Origin of the sequence: Marinobacter sp. DY40_1A1 (genome assembly GCF_016597815.1) — a bacterium.
In the GTDB taxonomy this organism is placed as follows: Bacteria; Pseudomonadota; Gammaproteobacteria; order Pseudomonadales; family Oleiphilaceae; genus Marinobacter; species Marinobacter xiaoshiensis.
Genome location: NZ_VCHA01000001.1, coordinates 799526 through 813997 on the forward strand (window position 1 = coordinate 799526; position 14472 = coordinate 813997).

The 14472-nt window shown below is 54.2% G+C and carries 12 protein-coding genes and 2 tRNA genes; 7 read left to right on the forward strand and 7 right to left on the reverse strand.

Annotated features, from left to right (window positions below; translation table 11 throughout):
- Positions 1–16 precede the first annotated feature (16 nt).
- Positions 17–388: a DUF488 domain-containing protein gene (locus tag FFI61_RS03685; protein WP_200369327.1), complete on the forward strand. Its 372-nt coding sequence runs from the start codon at positions 17–19 to the stop codon at positions 386–388.
- Here FFI61_RS03685 and FFI61_RS03690 read toward each other — a convergent pair.
- On the reverse strand, positions 383–1561 hold the full coding sequence (locus FFI61_RS03690) for a trans-sulfuration enzyme family protein (protein WP_200369328.1): 1179 nt from the start codon (positions 1559–1561) through the stop codon (positions 383–385). The genes FFI61_RS03685 and FFI61_RS03690 overlap by 6 nt on opposite strands.
- Before the next feature lie 233 nt (positions 1562–1794).
- Here FFI61_RS03690 and FFI61_RS03695 point away from each other — a divergent pair, with 233 nt between their 5' ends.
- Positions 1795–2709 carry an AEC family transporter gene (locus tag FFI61_RS03695; protein WP_200201061.1) on the forward strand — a complete coding sequence of 305 codons (915 nt, stop codon included), beginning with the start codon at positions 1795–1797 and terminating at the stop codon, positions 2707–2709.
- Here FFI61_RS03695 and FFI61_RS03700 read toward each other — a convergent pair.
- Positions 2686–3612 carry a zinc ABC transporter substrate-binding protein gene (locus FFI61_RS03700; protein WP_200369329.1) on the reverse strand — a complete coding sequence of 309 codons (927 nt, stop codon included), beginning with the start codon at positions 3610–3612 and terminating at the stop codon, positions 2686–2688. The two genes, FFI61_RS03695 and FFI61_RS03700, sit on opposite strands and share 24 nt — an antisense overlap.
- Before the next feature lie 185 nt (positions 3613–3797).
- On the opposite strand from FFI61_RS03700, the gene gltX reads away from it, so the two are divergent.
- From gltX to FFI61_RS03715, 3 genes are all read left to right on the forward strand, one after another.
- Positions 3798–5279 carry a glutamate--tRNA ligase gene (gltX, locus tag FFI61_RS03705; protein WP_200201059.1) on the forward strand — a complete coding sequence of 494 codons (1482 nt, stop codon included), beginning with the start codon at positions 3798–3800 and terminating at the stop codon, positions 5277–5279.
- A gap of 113 nt (positions 5280–5392) precedes the next feature.
- A tRNA-Ala gene (locus FFI61_RS03710) sits at positions 5393–5468 on the forward strand.
- A gap of 8 nt (positions 5469–5476) precedes the next feature.
- Positions 5477–5552: transfer RNA gene (locus tag FFI61_RS03715), tRNA-Glu, on the forward strand.
- Between the two features lie 237 nt (positions 5553–5789).
- Here FFI61_RS03715 and FFI61_RS03720 read toward each other — a convergent pair.
- The gene (locus FFI61_RS03720) at positions 5790–6638 is read right to left on the reverse strand and encodes a 6-carboxytetrahydropterin synthase (protein ID WP_200201058.1); all 849 of its coding nucleotides are present in this window, start codon (positions 6636–6638) and stop codon (positions 5790–5792) included.
- Positions 6639–6819: 181 nt separating this feature from the next.
- Here FFI61_RS03720 and FFI61_RS03725 point away from each other — a divergent pair, with 181 nt between their 5' ends.
- Positions 6820–7425, forward strand: a complete 606-nt coding sequence (locus tag FFI61_RS03725; RefSeq protein WP_310965868.1) for a nucleotidyltransferase family protein — start codon at positions 6820–6822, stop codon at positions 7423–7425.
- On the opposite strand, the gene FFI61_RS03730 is transcribed toward FFI61_RS03725, so the two are convergent.
- From FFI61_RS03730 to FFI61_RS03740, 3 genes are all read right to left on the reverse strand, one after another.
- Entirely contained in the window at positions 7385–8476 is a 1092-nt protein-coding gene (locus FFI61_RS03730) for a response regulator (protein WP_200201057.1), read from the reverse strand. The genes FFI61_RS03725 and FFI61_RS03730 overlap by 41 nt on opposite strands.
- 62 nt (positions 8477–8538) lie before the next feature.
- Entirely contained in the window at positions 8539–9870 is a 1332-nt protein-coding gene (locus FFI61_RS03735) for an MORN repeat-containing protein (protein WP_200369330.1), read from the reverse strand.
- A 113-nt stretch (positions 9871–9983) separates the two neighbouring features.
- Positions 9984–10445: a hypothetical protein gene (locus tag FFI61_RS03740; protein ID WP_200201055.1), complete on the reverse strand. Its 462-nt coding sequence runs from the start codon at positions 10443–10445 to the stop codon at positions 9984–9986.
- A gap of 102 nt (positions 10446–10547) precedes the next feature.
- Between FFI61_RS03740 and FFI61_RS03745 the strand changes: the two genes are divergently transcribed.
- Positions 10548–13472: an insulinase family protein gene (locus FFI61_RS03745; RefSeq protein WP_200369331.1), complete on the forward strand. Its 2925-nt coding sequence runs from the start codon at positions 10548–10550 to the stop codon at positions 13470–13472.
- Between the two features lie 56 nt (positions 13473–13528).
- Here the strand turns inward: FFI61_RS03745 and FFI61_RS03750 are convergent, their stop codons facing one another.
- Positions 13529–14344, reverse strand: a complete 816-nt coding sequence (locus FFI61_RS03750; RefSeq protein WP_200369332.1) for a pyruvate, water dikinase regulatory protein — start codon at positions 14342–14344, stop codon at positions 13529–13531.
- Positions 14345–14472 lie beyond the last annotated feature (128 nt).

The window sequence follows — 14472 nt, forward strand, 5'->3', positions numbered from 1 at the left end:
AAACGGAGGCTTGCTGATGGATATTCGAATCAAGAGAGCTTACGAAGACGCCGCACGTTCTGACGGCCCGCGCATTCTGGTCGACAGGATGTGGCCCCGTGGCGTTGCCAAGGAAGATGCTGATCTCGAGGCCTGGCTAAAAGGGCTGGCGCCTTCCACTGAGCTGCGAAAGTGGTTTGATCACGACCCTGAGAAGTGGAAAGAGTTTCGCCAGCGTTACCTGAAGGAGCTGAAAGCCTCGAAGGAGGGAGACACGGCCGACGCTCTGAAGGAACTGCAGGCGATTCTAAAAGAGCACAAGCGCATAACCCTGGTGTTCGCCGCAAAGGATACAGAGCACAATAACGCTGTAGCCCTTCGCGACTTTCTGGATAACGGCGATTTATAGCGTGCCAAGGGCCTGCTGAAGGTCTGCTATCAGGTCTTCTGCATCCTCAAGCCCAACAGATAGCCGCAGCATACTGTCGCTTATGCCACGGCGTTCCCGTTCCTCCTGACTGATTCCATAATGGCTTGTGGCGCAGGGCTGGGAAACCAGGCTTTCCACGCCACCCAAACTGGTGGCCAGCAAGAAAACCTGCAAGTTGTCGGCAGCTTTTACCGCCTGTTCCCGATCCCCTTTGATCTCTATCGTCAACACACCACCAAATCCGTCCATTTGTTGCTTGGCCAGGTTGTGGCCCGGGAAGTCTGGCAAACCCGGATAGAGCACTCGTTTTATGGCCGGATGGCCTTCCATCGCGCGGGCAACCGCCAATGCGTTCTCATTGTGTTGCTTTACCCGCAGGGGCAGGGTTCTGAGGCTGCGAGAGAGTAGAGCAGCGGTTTCTGGTGCGAGAATCTGGCCGAGGTTTTTGCGCCACTGGGCTATGGGCTTTATTCGTTCCGCAGAGGCCATGACTGCGCCTGCTGTAATATCGCTGTGCCCACCAAGGAATTTACTTGCGCTGTGAAGGCTCAAGTCTGCCCCCAGGTTTAACGGCCGTTGGTTCACCGGCGATGCAAAGGTATTGTCTACTGCAAGCAGGGCGCCCTTGGCATGGGCTTGCTGCGCCAGCTGCTGAATGTCCAGTATGCTCAACGTCGGATTGGCCGGCGATTCGCAGTACACCAACATGCCGGGTTTGCTCAGGGCGCTGGCCAGTTGATCGGGTTCATGTCGTAACAGGAAGGTAACGGGAAGGCCCAGAGGTTCCATGTGCTTGGTCAGCAGTTCCTGTGTACCGCCGTAGAGGTCGCCAACGCATACAATGCCGTTTCGACCATAGGCAAACAGGGTTGCCGAGATGGCGGCCATCCCCGAGGCGAAGGCTAGCGCATCTTCTGTCTCCTCAAGGCTGGCCAGGCCTTGTTCCAGCTCCTGGATGGATGGGTTGCTTCCCCAGCGAGTGTACAGATTACCCGGCGCACGGCCTGCAATGACCTCTTGGAGCGCTGCTGTATCCGGAAACCGGTAGGTAGTGGTGTTGTAAATCGGCGAGTAGGGACTGCCAAAGCCATCCTTGTGGCGGCGGTTATGGATGATTCGAGTTGCCTTACCGTGCTCTGAATCTTTGTGCATGGGCTGTCCCTTAAGCTGGCTAAAGTTATAAAAGTAATTTCGCAGTGTAGAGGGAATTATTCTCGCAGGCATGGCTCGCGCTGACTACCGGGGCAGATGACCGTAGGCATAGAGCACTATAGAAATAACCACTTCGGGACGGGTTATTGGTCATCTGATATGCTCGGCTGTTTCCCGGTACCAAGTTCGGGATAGATGCTTATTTTTCAGTTTTTGATGCTGGAGTATTCGGTATGCCGGTTATGGTTCAGGCGCTTGTGCCTGTTTTTGCGCTGATTGTTTTAGGGCACCTGTTCAGGCGCTGGGCATTTCCTTCGATTGAATTCTGGCCTCAGGCTGAGCGCTTTACCTACTACGTACTTTTTCCCGCCATGCTGGTGTTCAAACTTGGGCAGGCTCGTTTACCCGCCTCCGCCTATGGTGACACTGCCTTGCTTATCGCGTCCATGCTGCTGGCGATGACGTTGCTTTTGGTGGTTGTGCAGTTCTTCTGGCGCTGGAATGGGCCGGTTTTTTCTTCGGTGTACCAGGGAGCTATCCGGTTTAATTCCTATGTCGCGCTAGCGGCGGGGGGCATGCTACTTGGCGATGATGGTTTGTCCCTCACGGCTATTGCCGTTGCCGTCATGGTGCCGCTGATTAATTTGCTGTGCATTCTTATGTTTTCGATTGTCACATCCGACGGCCCGGCACGGCTAGCGCCGGTAGTGCGTGCCATTGCGTCAAATCCGTTGATTATAGGGTCAGTTCTTGGGGTGATTTGGAGCTTTTTCGAGATTGGCTTTCATCCGCTTCTCGCTGGAACACTTGAGCCGCTAAGCAATCTGGCCTTGCCTATGGGGCTGATGACTGTTGGCGCAGGGCTTCAGCTAAAAGCCCTGCGAGGCGCTTCCGTGCCTTTCGTAGTGTCGTCTGTTTTAAAGTTGTTGCTGTTCCCGTTTATGGCCGCAGGCTTGGCCCTTCTGTTGGGCCTTGATGGCACCCTGGTGCAAGTAGCGATACTGCTGGCCACTCTGCCAACAGCGACCTCGGCCTATATCCTGGCGCGCCAGTTGGGCGGCGATGCACCCTTGATGGCGGGTATCATCAGTGGCCAGACACTTCTGGCCATGGTGTCTATTCCTTTAATGCTCAGCATTCTCTGGTAGGCACTTGAGCACGGCATCGGCAATGCTTTGCTGGAAGGCCACATAACCCTCCGGAGTTGCGGTTATGTTTGTAGCCAGTGGGTCCCAGGTGCTGAATGTCACATCCAGCCCGGCGGTGATGGAACGCCACCACTGCCGGTTGAATTGGGGCTCCGTTAGCAGGCAGGGATGATTTGCACGGCGCAGGCTGCTCTGAACCTCAGCTATGTGTCTGGCTCCCGGCGATAGTTCGGGGTTGAGTGTTAGCACACCCTCTACATTCAGGTTGTAGTGCTCTGCGAACCGTGTGAAGGCGATGTGGTATGCAAACAGGCTGGTATCCCGCAAGGGCTCCAGTTGCTTCCGGATTTGCTGCTCTTTGGCTGTCAGTGATGCTCTGAATGCTTCCAGGTTGGCATCGAGGGCAGGCTTGTCTGCCATGTTCCGTTGGGCCAGGGTATCTCGGATTGTTTCTGCCATGGTTAGCGCCATGTGTGGGTCCACCCAGATATGAGGGTCTTCACCATCTCCATGGTCATGTCCGTGGCTGTGTTCATCGTGGCTATCTGCACTGGCAGCGTGCTCGCTGTCTTCATCGTGTTCCATGAGTGTGGTCGAGCGTCCGCCAAATTCGCTGCCCGTCAGCAGGCGATTCAGAAACGTCTCCATTTTGGGCCCTACCCAGAAAATCACATCGGAATCTTCCAGTACCCTGCGCTTTGACGGTGTCATCGAATAGTTGTGAGGGCTGGCGCCTGGCGGCACCAGTGTATTTACCTGCATATCTTCCGTGGCTATCGCGCGCACCAGAAGTTCCAGTGGCTTGATGGAAGTGAGAATGCGAGTGTCGGCAAGCGTGTTGTCGGAATAGAGCAGGGTGCTGGTTGTCAGTGTTAGAGCCAGGGCTATGATTTGGATGCGCATGTTAGGTCTGAATCCTGGTGCGTGTTGGTAATGTTATAATGTAACACCGCTAGTGGTGCCATCGCAAAATCTTGTTGTGTCTCAAAGCGTGAGCGCAATGATACGATTTGCACTCATGCGAAATAATGCCCGGGCCGGTATAATACCGGGCTAATCAAACGGCCACCGATTTTCAGGAAGGTTCCATGACTGTACGTACCCGAATTGCCCCATCACCCACCGGTGACCCACATGTTGGTACCGCCTACGTGGCCCTGTTTAACCTGTGTTTTGCCCGGCAGCACGGTGGCAAGTTTATCCTGCGCATTGAAGATACCGACCAGGCACGTAGTACGGCAGAATCCGAGCAGGATATTCTCAAGGCTCTGCGCTGGCTCGGCCTCAACTGGGATGAAGGTCCCGATGTGGGCGGCCCCCATGGTCCTTATCGTCAGTCAGAGCGCAAGCACTCTTATGCTCAGTACGCCGAAGATCTGGTGACAGCTGGCCATGCGTTCTATTGTTTTCGCACGCCTGAAGAGCTGGATGCCATTCGAGAAGATCGCAAGGCGCAAGGCCTGAACCCGGGTATCAAGGGAAACCTTGAGTTGTCCCAGGAAGAGATCAAGCGTCGCCTGGATGCGGGTGAATCCTATGTTATCCGCATGAAAGTGCCCGACGAAGGTGTTTGCGAAATTGATGACATGCTCAGGGGCACCATTGAAATCGATTGGGCACAGGTGGATTGCCAAATCCTGCTGAAATCCGATGGCATGCCGACGTATCACTTGGCGAACGTGGTTGATGACCATCTGATGGAAATTACCCACGTACTGCGTGGCGAAGAGTGGATTAATTCTGCGCCCAAGCACAAGTTGCTGTACGAGTATTTTGGCTGGGATATGCCGGTACTTTGTCATCTGCCGCTGCTGCGCAACCCGGATAAGAGCAAGCTGTCAAAACGCAAAAACCCCACCAGCATTAACTTTTACGAGCGCATGGGCTTTTTGCCGGAAGCGGTAACCAATTACCTTGGCCGTATGGGCTGGTCCATGCCGGATGAGCGTGAAAAGTTCACCCTGGATGAGATGATCGGGAATTTCGACATCCAGCGCGTTTCCCTTGGCGGCCCGGTGTTTGATGTTGAGAAGTTACGTTGGCTCAACGGCCAGTGGCTGCGCGACGAGCTCACAGAAGACCAGTTTGTGGAGCGCATGAGCCAGTGGTGGTTCAACAAGGATTCGCTCAAGGCAATGGTGCCCCATATCCAGGGTAGGGCAGAGGTGTTCTCCGATGTGGCGCCCATGGCCCAGTTTATGTTTTCTGGCATGCTGGATTTGAAGCCTGAGAACTTTGCCCACAACAAACTGGAAGAATCTCAGATCAAACGGGTATTGCAGTTCACTCTGTGGAAGCTGGAGGCTCAACGTCACTGGAGCAAGGACACCATTTTCGCAGATATCAAATTCCTGGCGAAAGCCATGGATCTGAAAATGGGCGATTTCATGTTTTCTGTGTTTGTGGCTATTGCTGGTACCCCGAACTCCTGGTCTGTTATGGATTCCATGGATATGTTGGGCCCGGATATGACTCGCGCCCGCTTGCGCCAAGCTCTGGAAGTGCTCGGTGGTTTCTCCAAGAAAGAAACCAAGAAAGTGGAGAAAGAGTACGCGGCTTTGGGCGCTTAATGACCAGATTGACCAAGAAATGAGCGCAATGAACAAGGAAGTTCAGAAAAGTTGAAAAAAGTGGGGCGAAAGGTTGACGACCATGGGGTGGATCCTTAATATACGCATCCGTTGGGGCCATAGCTCAGCTGGGAGAGCGCAACACTGGCAGTGTTGAGGTCGACGGTTCGATCCCGTCTGGCTCCACCAATTTTCTAGTCCCCTTCGTCTAGTGGCCTAGGACTCCGCCCTTTCACGGCGGCAACAGGGGTTCGAACCCCCTAGGGGACGCCAATACGGCTTGACGGTTTAGTCCACCGGATAGCCATCAAAAAAACCGCCTTCGGGCGGTTTTTTTGTGCCTGAAGAAAAAGCTGAAGGCTAATACAGAAACTATGGTGGCAAGCAGGGAGAGTGTGCTCCCAAAACTGTGTGTTGCCAGGGATGGCAACACCAAGCCCCCATGGATGGGTTCACGGCGTGTTTTGGGAGCACACTCTCCCTGCTTGTCAGTGCTCGGAGTAGGCAGTGTTAGCGGGAAGCTATGGCACCTTTACCAACACCTTCGTAGGCTTTCACAAGAATCGTGTCAGATGGGAATTTGGCTTTCAGCTCGTCTGCAATGTGAGCGGCAATGAATTCCACAGTCGTATCTGTGTTCATCATATAAACCCGCGCCTCGGGCAGGGTCAGGGCAAACTCACCCTGATTGGACTCATATTCGAAGGTTATGTACGCCACGCCGGCGTCAACATGGCGACGTACGACATCTTCCTCAGAGCCCACATAAATATCCTGCCATAACTTGGCCCAAGAGCGTTCCAGCTCCTCATCACGCTTGCCATTGCGGTCTATCCGAATAGGTGAGCGGTGACCATGGGCGATGCGCTGGCAGTTGCCCAGGTGCTTTTTAAGGCCATGCACGTAGTGATAATAAGCTCCTTCAAGTTCCTCTTCCCGCAGGTTGATCTGCACTGAAGTGACATTCGAAGGTAGAACAGCCAGCAATTCACGTTCGAGCAGAGCGGCGACAGCCGATGGCATAACCCGGTCTGCAGAAAGCCATACAACGGCTTCGTCGGGGGAGCGATGGATAATGTGACTGCCATCGGCAAGTGCCCAGGTGAAGGTGTCAGGCGTATCCTGATTCCAGGAGAGGCCTTCGTAGCCACGGGGTATCACAAGCCTGTGATCCACGCGCTCATCGATGATGCGCTTTATAGTGCGCTTCACATTGCTGAAATCGAATACCATGCCCTGTTCATCAAGCTCGCCCCCCAGCACCACGTCGGCAATCCAGCTTTCCCCGACTAATCCACGGGCGGGATCCAGGTAAGCGAAATCAATAACGGTGAGGTTGTCTACAAACAGATGGTTCATTAAATTTCCGGGCGGGTATAGTTGATTGATGGGGGGATTCTAGCAAAAATCCCTGAGTGAGTGTCTTGTCGAGCTAATGCCTTGAATCGTTGCTCGCCACTCTTTTCGTGTTCATTGCTTTATCAGGAGCGACATCATAACTGCCTCTCGCCATGACTTCGATCAGGATTTTCCGGCACTTGTGCTCGCAGCCGGGGCTTCCAGCCGGTTTGGTCGCCCCAAGGCTCTATTAAAGGTGAGCGGCGAACAGGGGCGAGGTCACATTCTGCTGGATAACGCCATCGGGCAAGCCAGGTTGCTTAGCCGGGATGTGCGTGTTGCCTGCGGGGCCTGGTATCCGTTGATTCGTTTTCGCTGCAGCCAGCAGCCCTCCAGCTGGGTGCCTGTGCCTGATTGGCATGAAGGCATGGCCGCTTCCCTGGTAGCGGGCATCCGAAGTTTGGGGCCGAGGGCCAGGGGAGTGTTTGTGTTGGTGGTGGATCAGCCGCTGTTAGACAGAGACGCCCTTCAAGCGTTTGGTGAAGCTGTGAGATGTTTTCCGAAGACGCCAGCGGCCGCAGATTATGGCCGGCGCCCAGGTGTGCCAGCCTATCTGCCGCGGTGGCTTTGGCCAGACGTGCTGACCCTTGAGGGTGATCGAGGTGCAGGGGGGCTGTTGGCAGAAGCCAATGCGACGCGAATGGATATTCCGGGTGTCCATGACGACATAGACACCCCGGAAGATTGGGCGAGAATCAGGGAGGTGCTTAGCCGAAGAGCCCTGCAAGCCAGGCAATACCCAGACTGAATACCCCGAGGCTAACAGCCAGTCCGACGGTGTAGATTCGGGATGAAGCAGAACGTTGCTGCGCTACAAACAAGTCAATTGTGCGCTGAGCTATGTCTTCAGCAGTCTCACGGGAGATTTCGTGAGCTTGCTGGATGGCTTCAGATTGCAGTGTTTGCCAAAACTCCGTATCAATGGTTTGTACGCTGGTAATATGGTCCTTCAGTTCTGCCATGTGGTTTGCAGTAAAACCAGAGTTGCGTGAGAGGTCCTTTTTAAGGTCGGCAAGTTCCCGGCCCAGATTTAGATTTACCTCAGCCGCGACTTCATCGCTCAGATTTCGGGTCCGCTCTTCTATCATTGCTCTCATGGCGCCCAGGCGATCTTCAATGATGCTTTCCTGCTTGCCCCTTGACTCATCCAGCGCGCGCTTGAGATTGTCAAACTGCTCATCAAACAGTGAGCTGAGCAATTCATGCAGATTGCTATTAACCTGGCCATGGGCTGCAGAGCGGGCAATCTGTTCAATCAGATCGCTTGTGAGCGGTACGGTGCTGGATGTCTTCTTGCCATTGAGGGCAGACTCAAGATCGGACCGCTCGGCTGACAATTCCAGCGATCCGCCTTGGGTAACTCCAATAGCCAGGTCGTCTTGTTCTGCTTCCTGTATCGGTGCGAGAGGGAGGGATCCAGCTTTCAGATCAATGGCCAGTTGCTCAAGCACCATGCCAAGGCCGTCTGGTTGAGTGGGCTTGGTAAGGATGTTGTAGACCCCGAAGTTTTTCGCCTCTTTGGTGAAAGATGACGACTTCTGAGACGTGCACATAATGATTGGTATGCCCGCGGTGTTCGGATTGCTCTTGATGGCCTTTGTGGCTTCCACGCCGTTCATGCCAGGCATCAGGTGATCCATGAAGATGACGTCCGGATGTTCGTTGCTGTCCAGAAAGTCCAGGGCTTCTTCGGCTGAGCCTGCCATGTTGACATGCATGTCACGGCTTTCCAGCAGTTTGCTCAGGGCAAACCTGGCTACCTTGGAGTCGTCCACCAGAAGAGCATTCTTGATCGCCATCCTTACTACCTCAAGCTGTTACTTCAATCGCGTTGTTTATCGGGCTGGTTTTACTATTAAAGCTACCAGCCTTCGAGTTTCGGGCACTGTGTGGCCCTGTAGCTTTTGTCCCGATAACACACGCCGGGCTCTGTCGTTCTGGCAGTGAATATCTCACCTGCCGCCGTGGTCAGGCGAACCTGCCCATAGGGTTCACCGTGGCGGAATGTCGCCTCGATGGAGCTGCCATTCGGGTTGCGCAGCAAACCATTTCCGTGGAACTTGCCTTCAATATACTCGCCTTCGTATTTCTTGCCATTGGCAAAAACTTCCGAGCCACGGCCATGGAAGGTGCCATTTGAAAAATCGCCTTCGTAGTGACGGCCATCCGGGTAGGTGAGGGTGCCACGCCCGTGAAAGTCGCTGTTGCGAAACCCTCCGACATACAGCATGCCGTCTGCTGTTGTCAGGGAACCGTGGCCGTTGAGCCGACCCTGTGACCACTCCCCGGTGAGGATGTCACCATTGGCAAGGGTGAGAGTACCTTGGCCCTGGAACGAATCGTCGGCAAATTGCCCGGTATAGCGTGAGCCATCGGCGTCGCGCCATGCGCCTTCACCCGAACGCTTGCCATTTTCCCAGTCACCCTCATAGCGAGTGCCATCCGGGTACCAGGCTGTGCCCGAGCCGTGGAAAGCGCCATCTGCAAATTGACCTTCGTATTTCAGGCCGTCTTTGTCTTCATAGGTTCCGTCGCCGGTCTTTATGCCACCTCGCCAATTCCCGTTCTGGTAATTAACGGTGGTGTAGGCTTCAAGTTTGCCTACGAGGGTCAACTCGTTGCCAGCATCGAGGGCAACGCTTTGCTGCCAGGGGCGGAACCCGTCCTTTTTGATGGTGATGTCGTATTTGCCTGGGGCCAGTTCAAGGTCCAGTCGCGTTGGGCCGTATTCCTTGCCGTTGATTTCAACCCGGTCGCCAGCCACGTTAGAGCGCAGTGTAAGGGTGCCGGTTGTCGGGGCAGGTGACTGTTCTGGCACAGCCTTGGCGGTATATGTGGCCATTGCTGCTGGCGGTTCCGCAGAGGCAAGCATGACCGCCTCATCCGGAAGGTCGGGAATATTGAATTGCTCGGCGCTCGCCGGCTGTTCCATCGGGAGTGTTTCTGCTTCAACCGGTGCTTCTGCAACAGTTTCAATTGCTGGTGCTGGTGCTGGTGCTGGAGCTTCGACGAGCACTTGTGGGCTTTGTGTTACCGCTGGTTTGTTTGCGGGCTTCGGTAGAGTCACATTTTGCGCGGGTTGCAGAGGCGCGGCCGCAATTGGCATTTCGCTCCGAACAGAAGCAAAGCCAGCTGTTACCAGAAGCATAAGAGCCAGGGCATTCAAAAACAAAAGTGGTCTGAAATCGACCATGGCGGAACCTCTTAATCCTGCATTCTACAAATTCGCGAGCAAGTTCATCTTACCCAGCGAGAGCGGCGTTATGTAACAGAAAGTGTCTGAACTTGGCCAGAATGCTGGCCAAATCACACTTTGGACGGAAGCTGGTCATGGTTGAGCTGTTCCCAGGCTCTCATGTAGACATCGGCTTCATATTCGTAGGGTGATTTGAACGGTGTCAGAACAAAATCAAACATAAGGAAGAAAAAGCCTACCGATGCCCAGGCGATGGTCAGGGTGCTGAGTGTTGTAGCCTGAACCTCCGGGTTGCTGCTCACAAAATCCTGGAGCAGCGGGATCAAGTCTGACGCCATCACTACAGGATTGAAGCTGGACAGCACCAACGGTATCCAGAAGGCCATAAATATGGGGAAGAAACCGAACGACCAAAGCAGGCGGCGCGCCAGGTAGATAGCCACCTCGCGCCAGAAGCGCTGGCGCACCTCGGGGGACTTGCGAATGCGCTCCAGGTACCGGCGGCGTTCTGCCCAATAGGCTGCGACTTCGGGAGCCTGGGCGGTTTTTGTGGGGCCTGAAAGTGTGCTCATGATCCAGGGAGCTACCTTATAGCTAGGGTGACGGATACAGGATAACTGATACTACGTGTTACCCTGTCATTCTCCAATTGTTTAACGACAGGAATAGTTTGAATGGCTGCAGTGATCGATAACGCAATCCACCCGGCTTTTGAGAAGCTTCGCAGTCACCGGATTGACACGCTTAATCTTGATGTTGAAGAGTATCGTCATATAAAAACCGGTGCCCGTCATCTCCACCTGGCGGCGGATAATGATGAAAACGTGTTTTTTGTGGCGTTAAGAACCTTCCCCATGGATTCTACCGGCGTTGCCCATATTCTTGAACATACGGCACTGTGCGGCAGTGAGCGCTACCCGGTTCGCGATCCGTTTTTCATGATGATTCGCCGCTCCCTGAATACCTTCATGAATGCGTTCACCAGCAGCGACTGGACGGCTTACCCTTTTGCCAGCATGAACCGAAAGGATTTTGACAACCTATTGTCGGTTTATCTGGATTCAGTATTTTTCTCTAAACTGGATCCCTTGGATTTTGCTCAGGAAGGGCATCGGCTGGAGTTTGAAAAGCCCGATGATCCCAGCACCGAGTTGGTATACAAAGGCGTTGTCTACAACGAAATGAAAGGTGCCATGAGTTCGGCAACCTCACAGCTCTGGCAGAATCTGAGTAGTCACCTTTTCCCGACAACGACCTATCATTACAACAGTGGCGGCGAGCCGGATCACATTGTTGATCTGAGCTATGACGACCTCATCCGCTTCTATAAGCATCACTACCACCCAAGTAACGCCATTTTTGCCACTTACGGCAACATTCCGGCCCATGAACACCACGAACGCTTCGAAGAGCTGGCTCTCAAGCGGTTCGACAAGCTGGATATCAAACTGCCAGTGCGCGATGAAAAGCGAATGTATGCGCCGGTCCGTGTAGAGCAGGGCTACGGCGTTACCGAGGGTGAAGACACCACCGGTAAAACTCATATCGTTATGGGGTGGCTGCTTGGTCACAGCTTTGATCTGCAGGAAAACCTGGAAGGCCATTTGTTGTCCGCCGTGCTGCTCGAAAATAGCGCCTCTCCTCTGATGCGTGCGTTGGAAACCACGGATATCGGTCATGCACCTTCACCCATGTGCGGGTTGGAGGATTCCAACAGAGAAATGACGTTTATTTGCGGCATTGAAGGAAGTGAGCCGGAGAAGCTCAAAGATCTGGAAGCCTTGATCGAGACAACGCTTGAGAAAGTGGTTGAGGAAGGCGTTAGCGAGGAGCGCCTGGAAGCGATTCTTCATCAACTGGAATTGCATCAGCGCGAAATTGCAGGAGACAGCTTCCCTTATGGCCTTCAATTGATCATGAGTGCTATAGCCCCCATGGTTCATGGTGGCGACCCGGTTGAGCTGCTTGATCTGGAGCCTGTTCTGGCCGTTTTGCGTGAGAAAATTCGCGACCCGCAATACATCCCGGACCTGATTCGTCGCAAGTTGATCAACAACCCGCACCGGGTAACGCTCACTTTGCGGCCAGATGACAAGTTGGATGGGCGCCGTCAGCAGGCCATTCGTGAGGCCCTGGCGAAACGCAAGGCAGAACTCACCAGCGAAGAGGTTATGCAGATTGTTGAGCGTGCCAAAGCGCTGGAAGAGCGGCAGATGCGTAAGGATGATGACTCCATACTGCCAAAGGTTGATCTCACGGATGTACCGCTGCAAATGCCCGAGCCGGAAGCACGGTTTGACGGGGATATTTCAGCAACGGTTTATGCGCGGGGAACCAACGGGCTGATTTATCAGCAGGTTGTGTTGCCACTGCCTGATTTGACGGAAGATGAGCTGTTGCTCCTGCCGTATTATGGTGCCTTGATTTCAGAAGTTGGCTGCGGTGAGCTGGATTATCTTCAGATGCAGGACCGAATTTCGGCAGAATCCGGTGGAATTGGTGCCTCTTTCAGTACCAAGGGGCGCATTGATGATGTTCAAAACCTCTCTGGCTATATGATCTTCAGCGGCAAAGCGCTGGCCCGCAACCGAATGGCTCTGACGAAGCTGCTCCGTGATGTGTACACCAGCGCCCGCTTTGATGAAAAAGACCGTATTCGGGAGATTATTGCCCAGATTCGCGCGCGTCGAGAGCAGTCGGTAACCGGCAGTGGCCACGCTTTGGCCATGGGTGCAGCGTCCCAGGGTATGGGGCCTGGCGCCTGGTTGAGTTTCCGTCTTGGGGGGTTGGCTGGTATTCGCGGTACCAAGGAGCTGGATCAGTCCCTGAAAGATCCCGCGGAACTTGCTGCTTTTTGCCAGAAGCTGGCTAGCCTGCATGACAGGATTCGCCAGCAGGCTCGCGAGTTCCTTGTCATTGGTGAGGAAGAGCAGCTTCCTGCGCTGATCGACGATCTGAAATCCTGCTGGCAGGGCGATGAGGGGGTAGAGTCATCCAGCTGGACAATGGAGCCTGTGAATTTCGTAACACGCGAAGCCTGGCTGACCTCTACTCAGGTAAACTTCTGCGCCCGTGCATACAGCACCGTGCCGATCGATCACCCCGATGCAGCGGCACTTACTGTGCTGGGTGGTTTCCTGCGCAATGGTTACCTGCACAGGGCTATTCGGGAGAAGGGTGGTGCCTACGGCGGCGGCGCCTCCCAGGACAGCGTGAATGGCACCTTCCGCTTTTTCTCATACCGGGATCCGCGCCTGTCAGAAACCCTTGAAGACTTCGACAAGGCACTGGTATGGCTTCAGGAGACTGAGCATGAGTATCAGGAGTTGGAAGAATCCATTCTCGGAGTGATCGGCCAGCTAGATCGCCCGCGCTCTCCAGCGGGTGCTGCGCGACATGCGTTCCACAACAAGCTGTTTGGTCGCAGTGCTGAGCAGCGCGCACGCTTCCGCGAGCGGGTGCTGTCAGTGACGCTTGAAGATCTCAAACGGGTTGCGACAACCTGGCTGCAGCCTGCAAAGGCCAGTACAGCAGTAGTGACGGGTTCTGAAAACCGGGCTTTAGCTGAAGGCTTGGGGCTGGAAATTCAGGAGCTGTAAGTTGCAGGCAGGCAGGTCGGTAACGGCCTGCCTGCTAAAAATCGGTAGGCCAGATTTCAGCGATTTCTCTTGAGCCCCGTAGTAACCATGATGCGAGTCGAAATTTCCTCCACGGAATAGGCTGTCGTGTTCAGGTACGGAATGCGCTCCCTCCGGTACATAAGCTCTATTTCTTCGATTTCGTGCATGCATTGCTGGATGGACGCGTAGCGAGAGTTTGGTCGCCGTTCATTCCGGATGGTGGCCAGTCTTTCCGGCTCAATGGTCAGCCCGAATATTTTTTCCTTGTGAGGCCGCAGAGCAGTGGGCATCTGCTGATCTGAAAGATCGTCTTCGGTGATCGGATAGTTGGCGGCTTTCACGCCATATTGGAGCGCCAGGTAGAGGCAGGTTGGGGTTTTGCCACTACGGGAGGCACCAACCAGAATCAGATCTGCTTCATCGTAATGTCGTGTGCGCGCACCGTCATCGTTGTCCAGGGCAAAGTTCACCGCAGCGATACGGCGCTCATAAACACCTTCGTTATTAATCGAATGGGATTTGCCCACAGAATAAGACGAAGACGACTGCAGCTCATTTTCCAGCGGCCCCAGAAAGGTCCCGAAAATATCCACCATGAAGCCCTGGGCATCTGAAATGATTTCCCGGATAGAACTATCAAGAATTGTGTCAAAGACCAGTGGGCGGGCACCGTCGGTTTCAGCTGCACTGTTAATGCGTTTGACCATGTCCCGCGCTTTTTCAACATCGTCGATATAAGGTACGGTGACGCGCTCGAAATCAATTTTACCGAATTGGGCCAAAAGACTGTGTCCAAGGGCCTCGGCGGTGATGCCGGTACCGTCAGAAATAAAGAAGGCTGTACGTTTCATGATGTTTTTCCGGCTCCGTTGGCGCAGGGTTGTCAGGGCGAATCTGGCAGGGTGGCACCGGAAAGCAGCATGCACTTTCTCGGGAGCTCCCTAGGTAAATTCCGAAGGTTACAGTATCATACACGGCA

Excerpts from the sequence above, each read along its gene's own strand:
- FFI61_RS03700 (WP_200369329.1), bottom strand. The coding sequence starts at position 3,612 with ATGCGCATCCAAATCATAGCCCTGGCTCTAACACTGACAACCAGCACC.
- FFI61_RS03685 (WP_200369327.1), top strand. The coding sequence starts at position 17 with ATGGATATTCGAATCAAGAGAGCTTACGAAGACGCCGCACGTTCTGAC.
- FFI61_RS03735 (WP_200369330.1), bottom strand. The coding sequence starts at position 9,870 with ATGGTCGATTTCAGACCACTTTTGTTTTTGAATGCCCTGGCTCTTATG.
- FFI61_RS03690 (WP_200369328.1), bottom strand. The coding sequence starts at position 1,561 with ATGCACAAAGATTCAGAGCACGGTAAGGCAACTCGAATCATCCATAAC.
- FFI61_RS03720 (WP_200201058.1), bottom strand. The coding sequence starts at position 6,638 with ATGAACCATCTGTTTGTAGACAACCTCACCGTTATTGATTTCGCTTAC.
- FFI61_RS03745 (WP_200369331.1), top strand. The coding sequence starts at position 10,548 with ATGGCTGCAGTGATCGATAACGCAATCCACCCGGCTTTTGAGAAGCTT.
- FFI61_RS03695 (WP_200201061.1), top strand. The coding sequence starts at position 1,795 with ATGCCGGTTATGGTTCAGGCGCTTGTGCCTGTTTTTGCGCTGATTGTT.
- FFI61_RS03750 (WP_200369332.1), bottom strand. The coding sequence starts at position 14,344 with ATGAAACGTACAGCCTTCTTTATTTCTGACGGTACCGGCATCACCGCC.
- gltX (WP_200201059.1), top strand. The coding sequence starts at position 3,798 with ATGACTGTACGTACCCGAATTGCCCCATCACCCACCGGTGACCCACAT.
- FFI61_RS03730 (WP_200201057.1), bottom strand. The coding sequence starts at position 8,476 with ATGGCGATCAAGAATGCTCTTCTGGTGGACGACTCCAAGGTAGCCAGG.
- FFI61_RS03740 (WP_200201055.1), bottom strand. The coding sequence starts at position 10,445 with ATGAGCACACTTTCAGGCCCCACAAAAACCGCCCAGGCTCCCGAAGTC.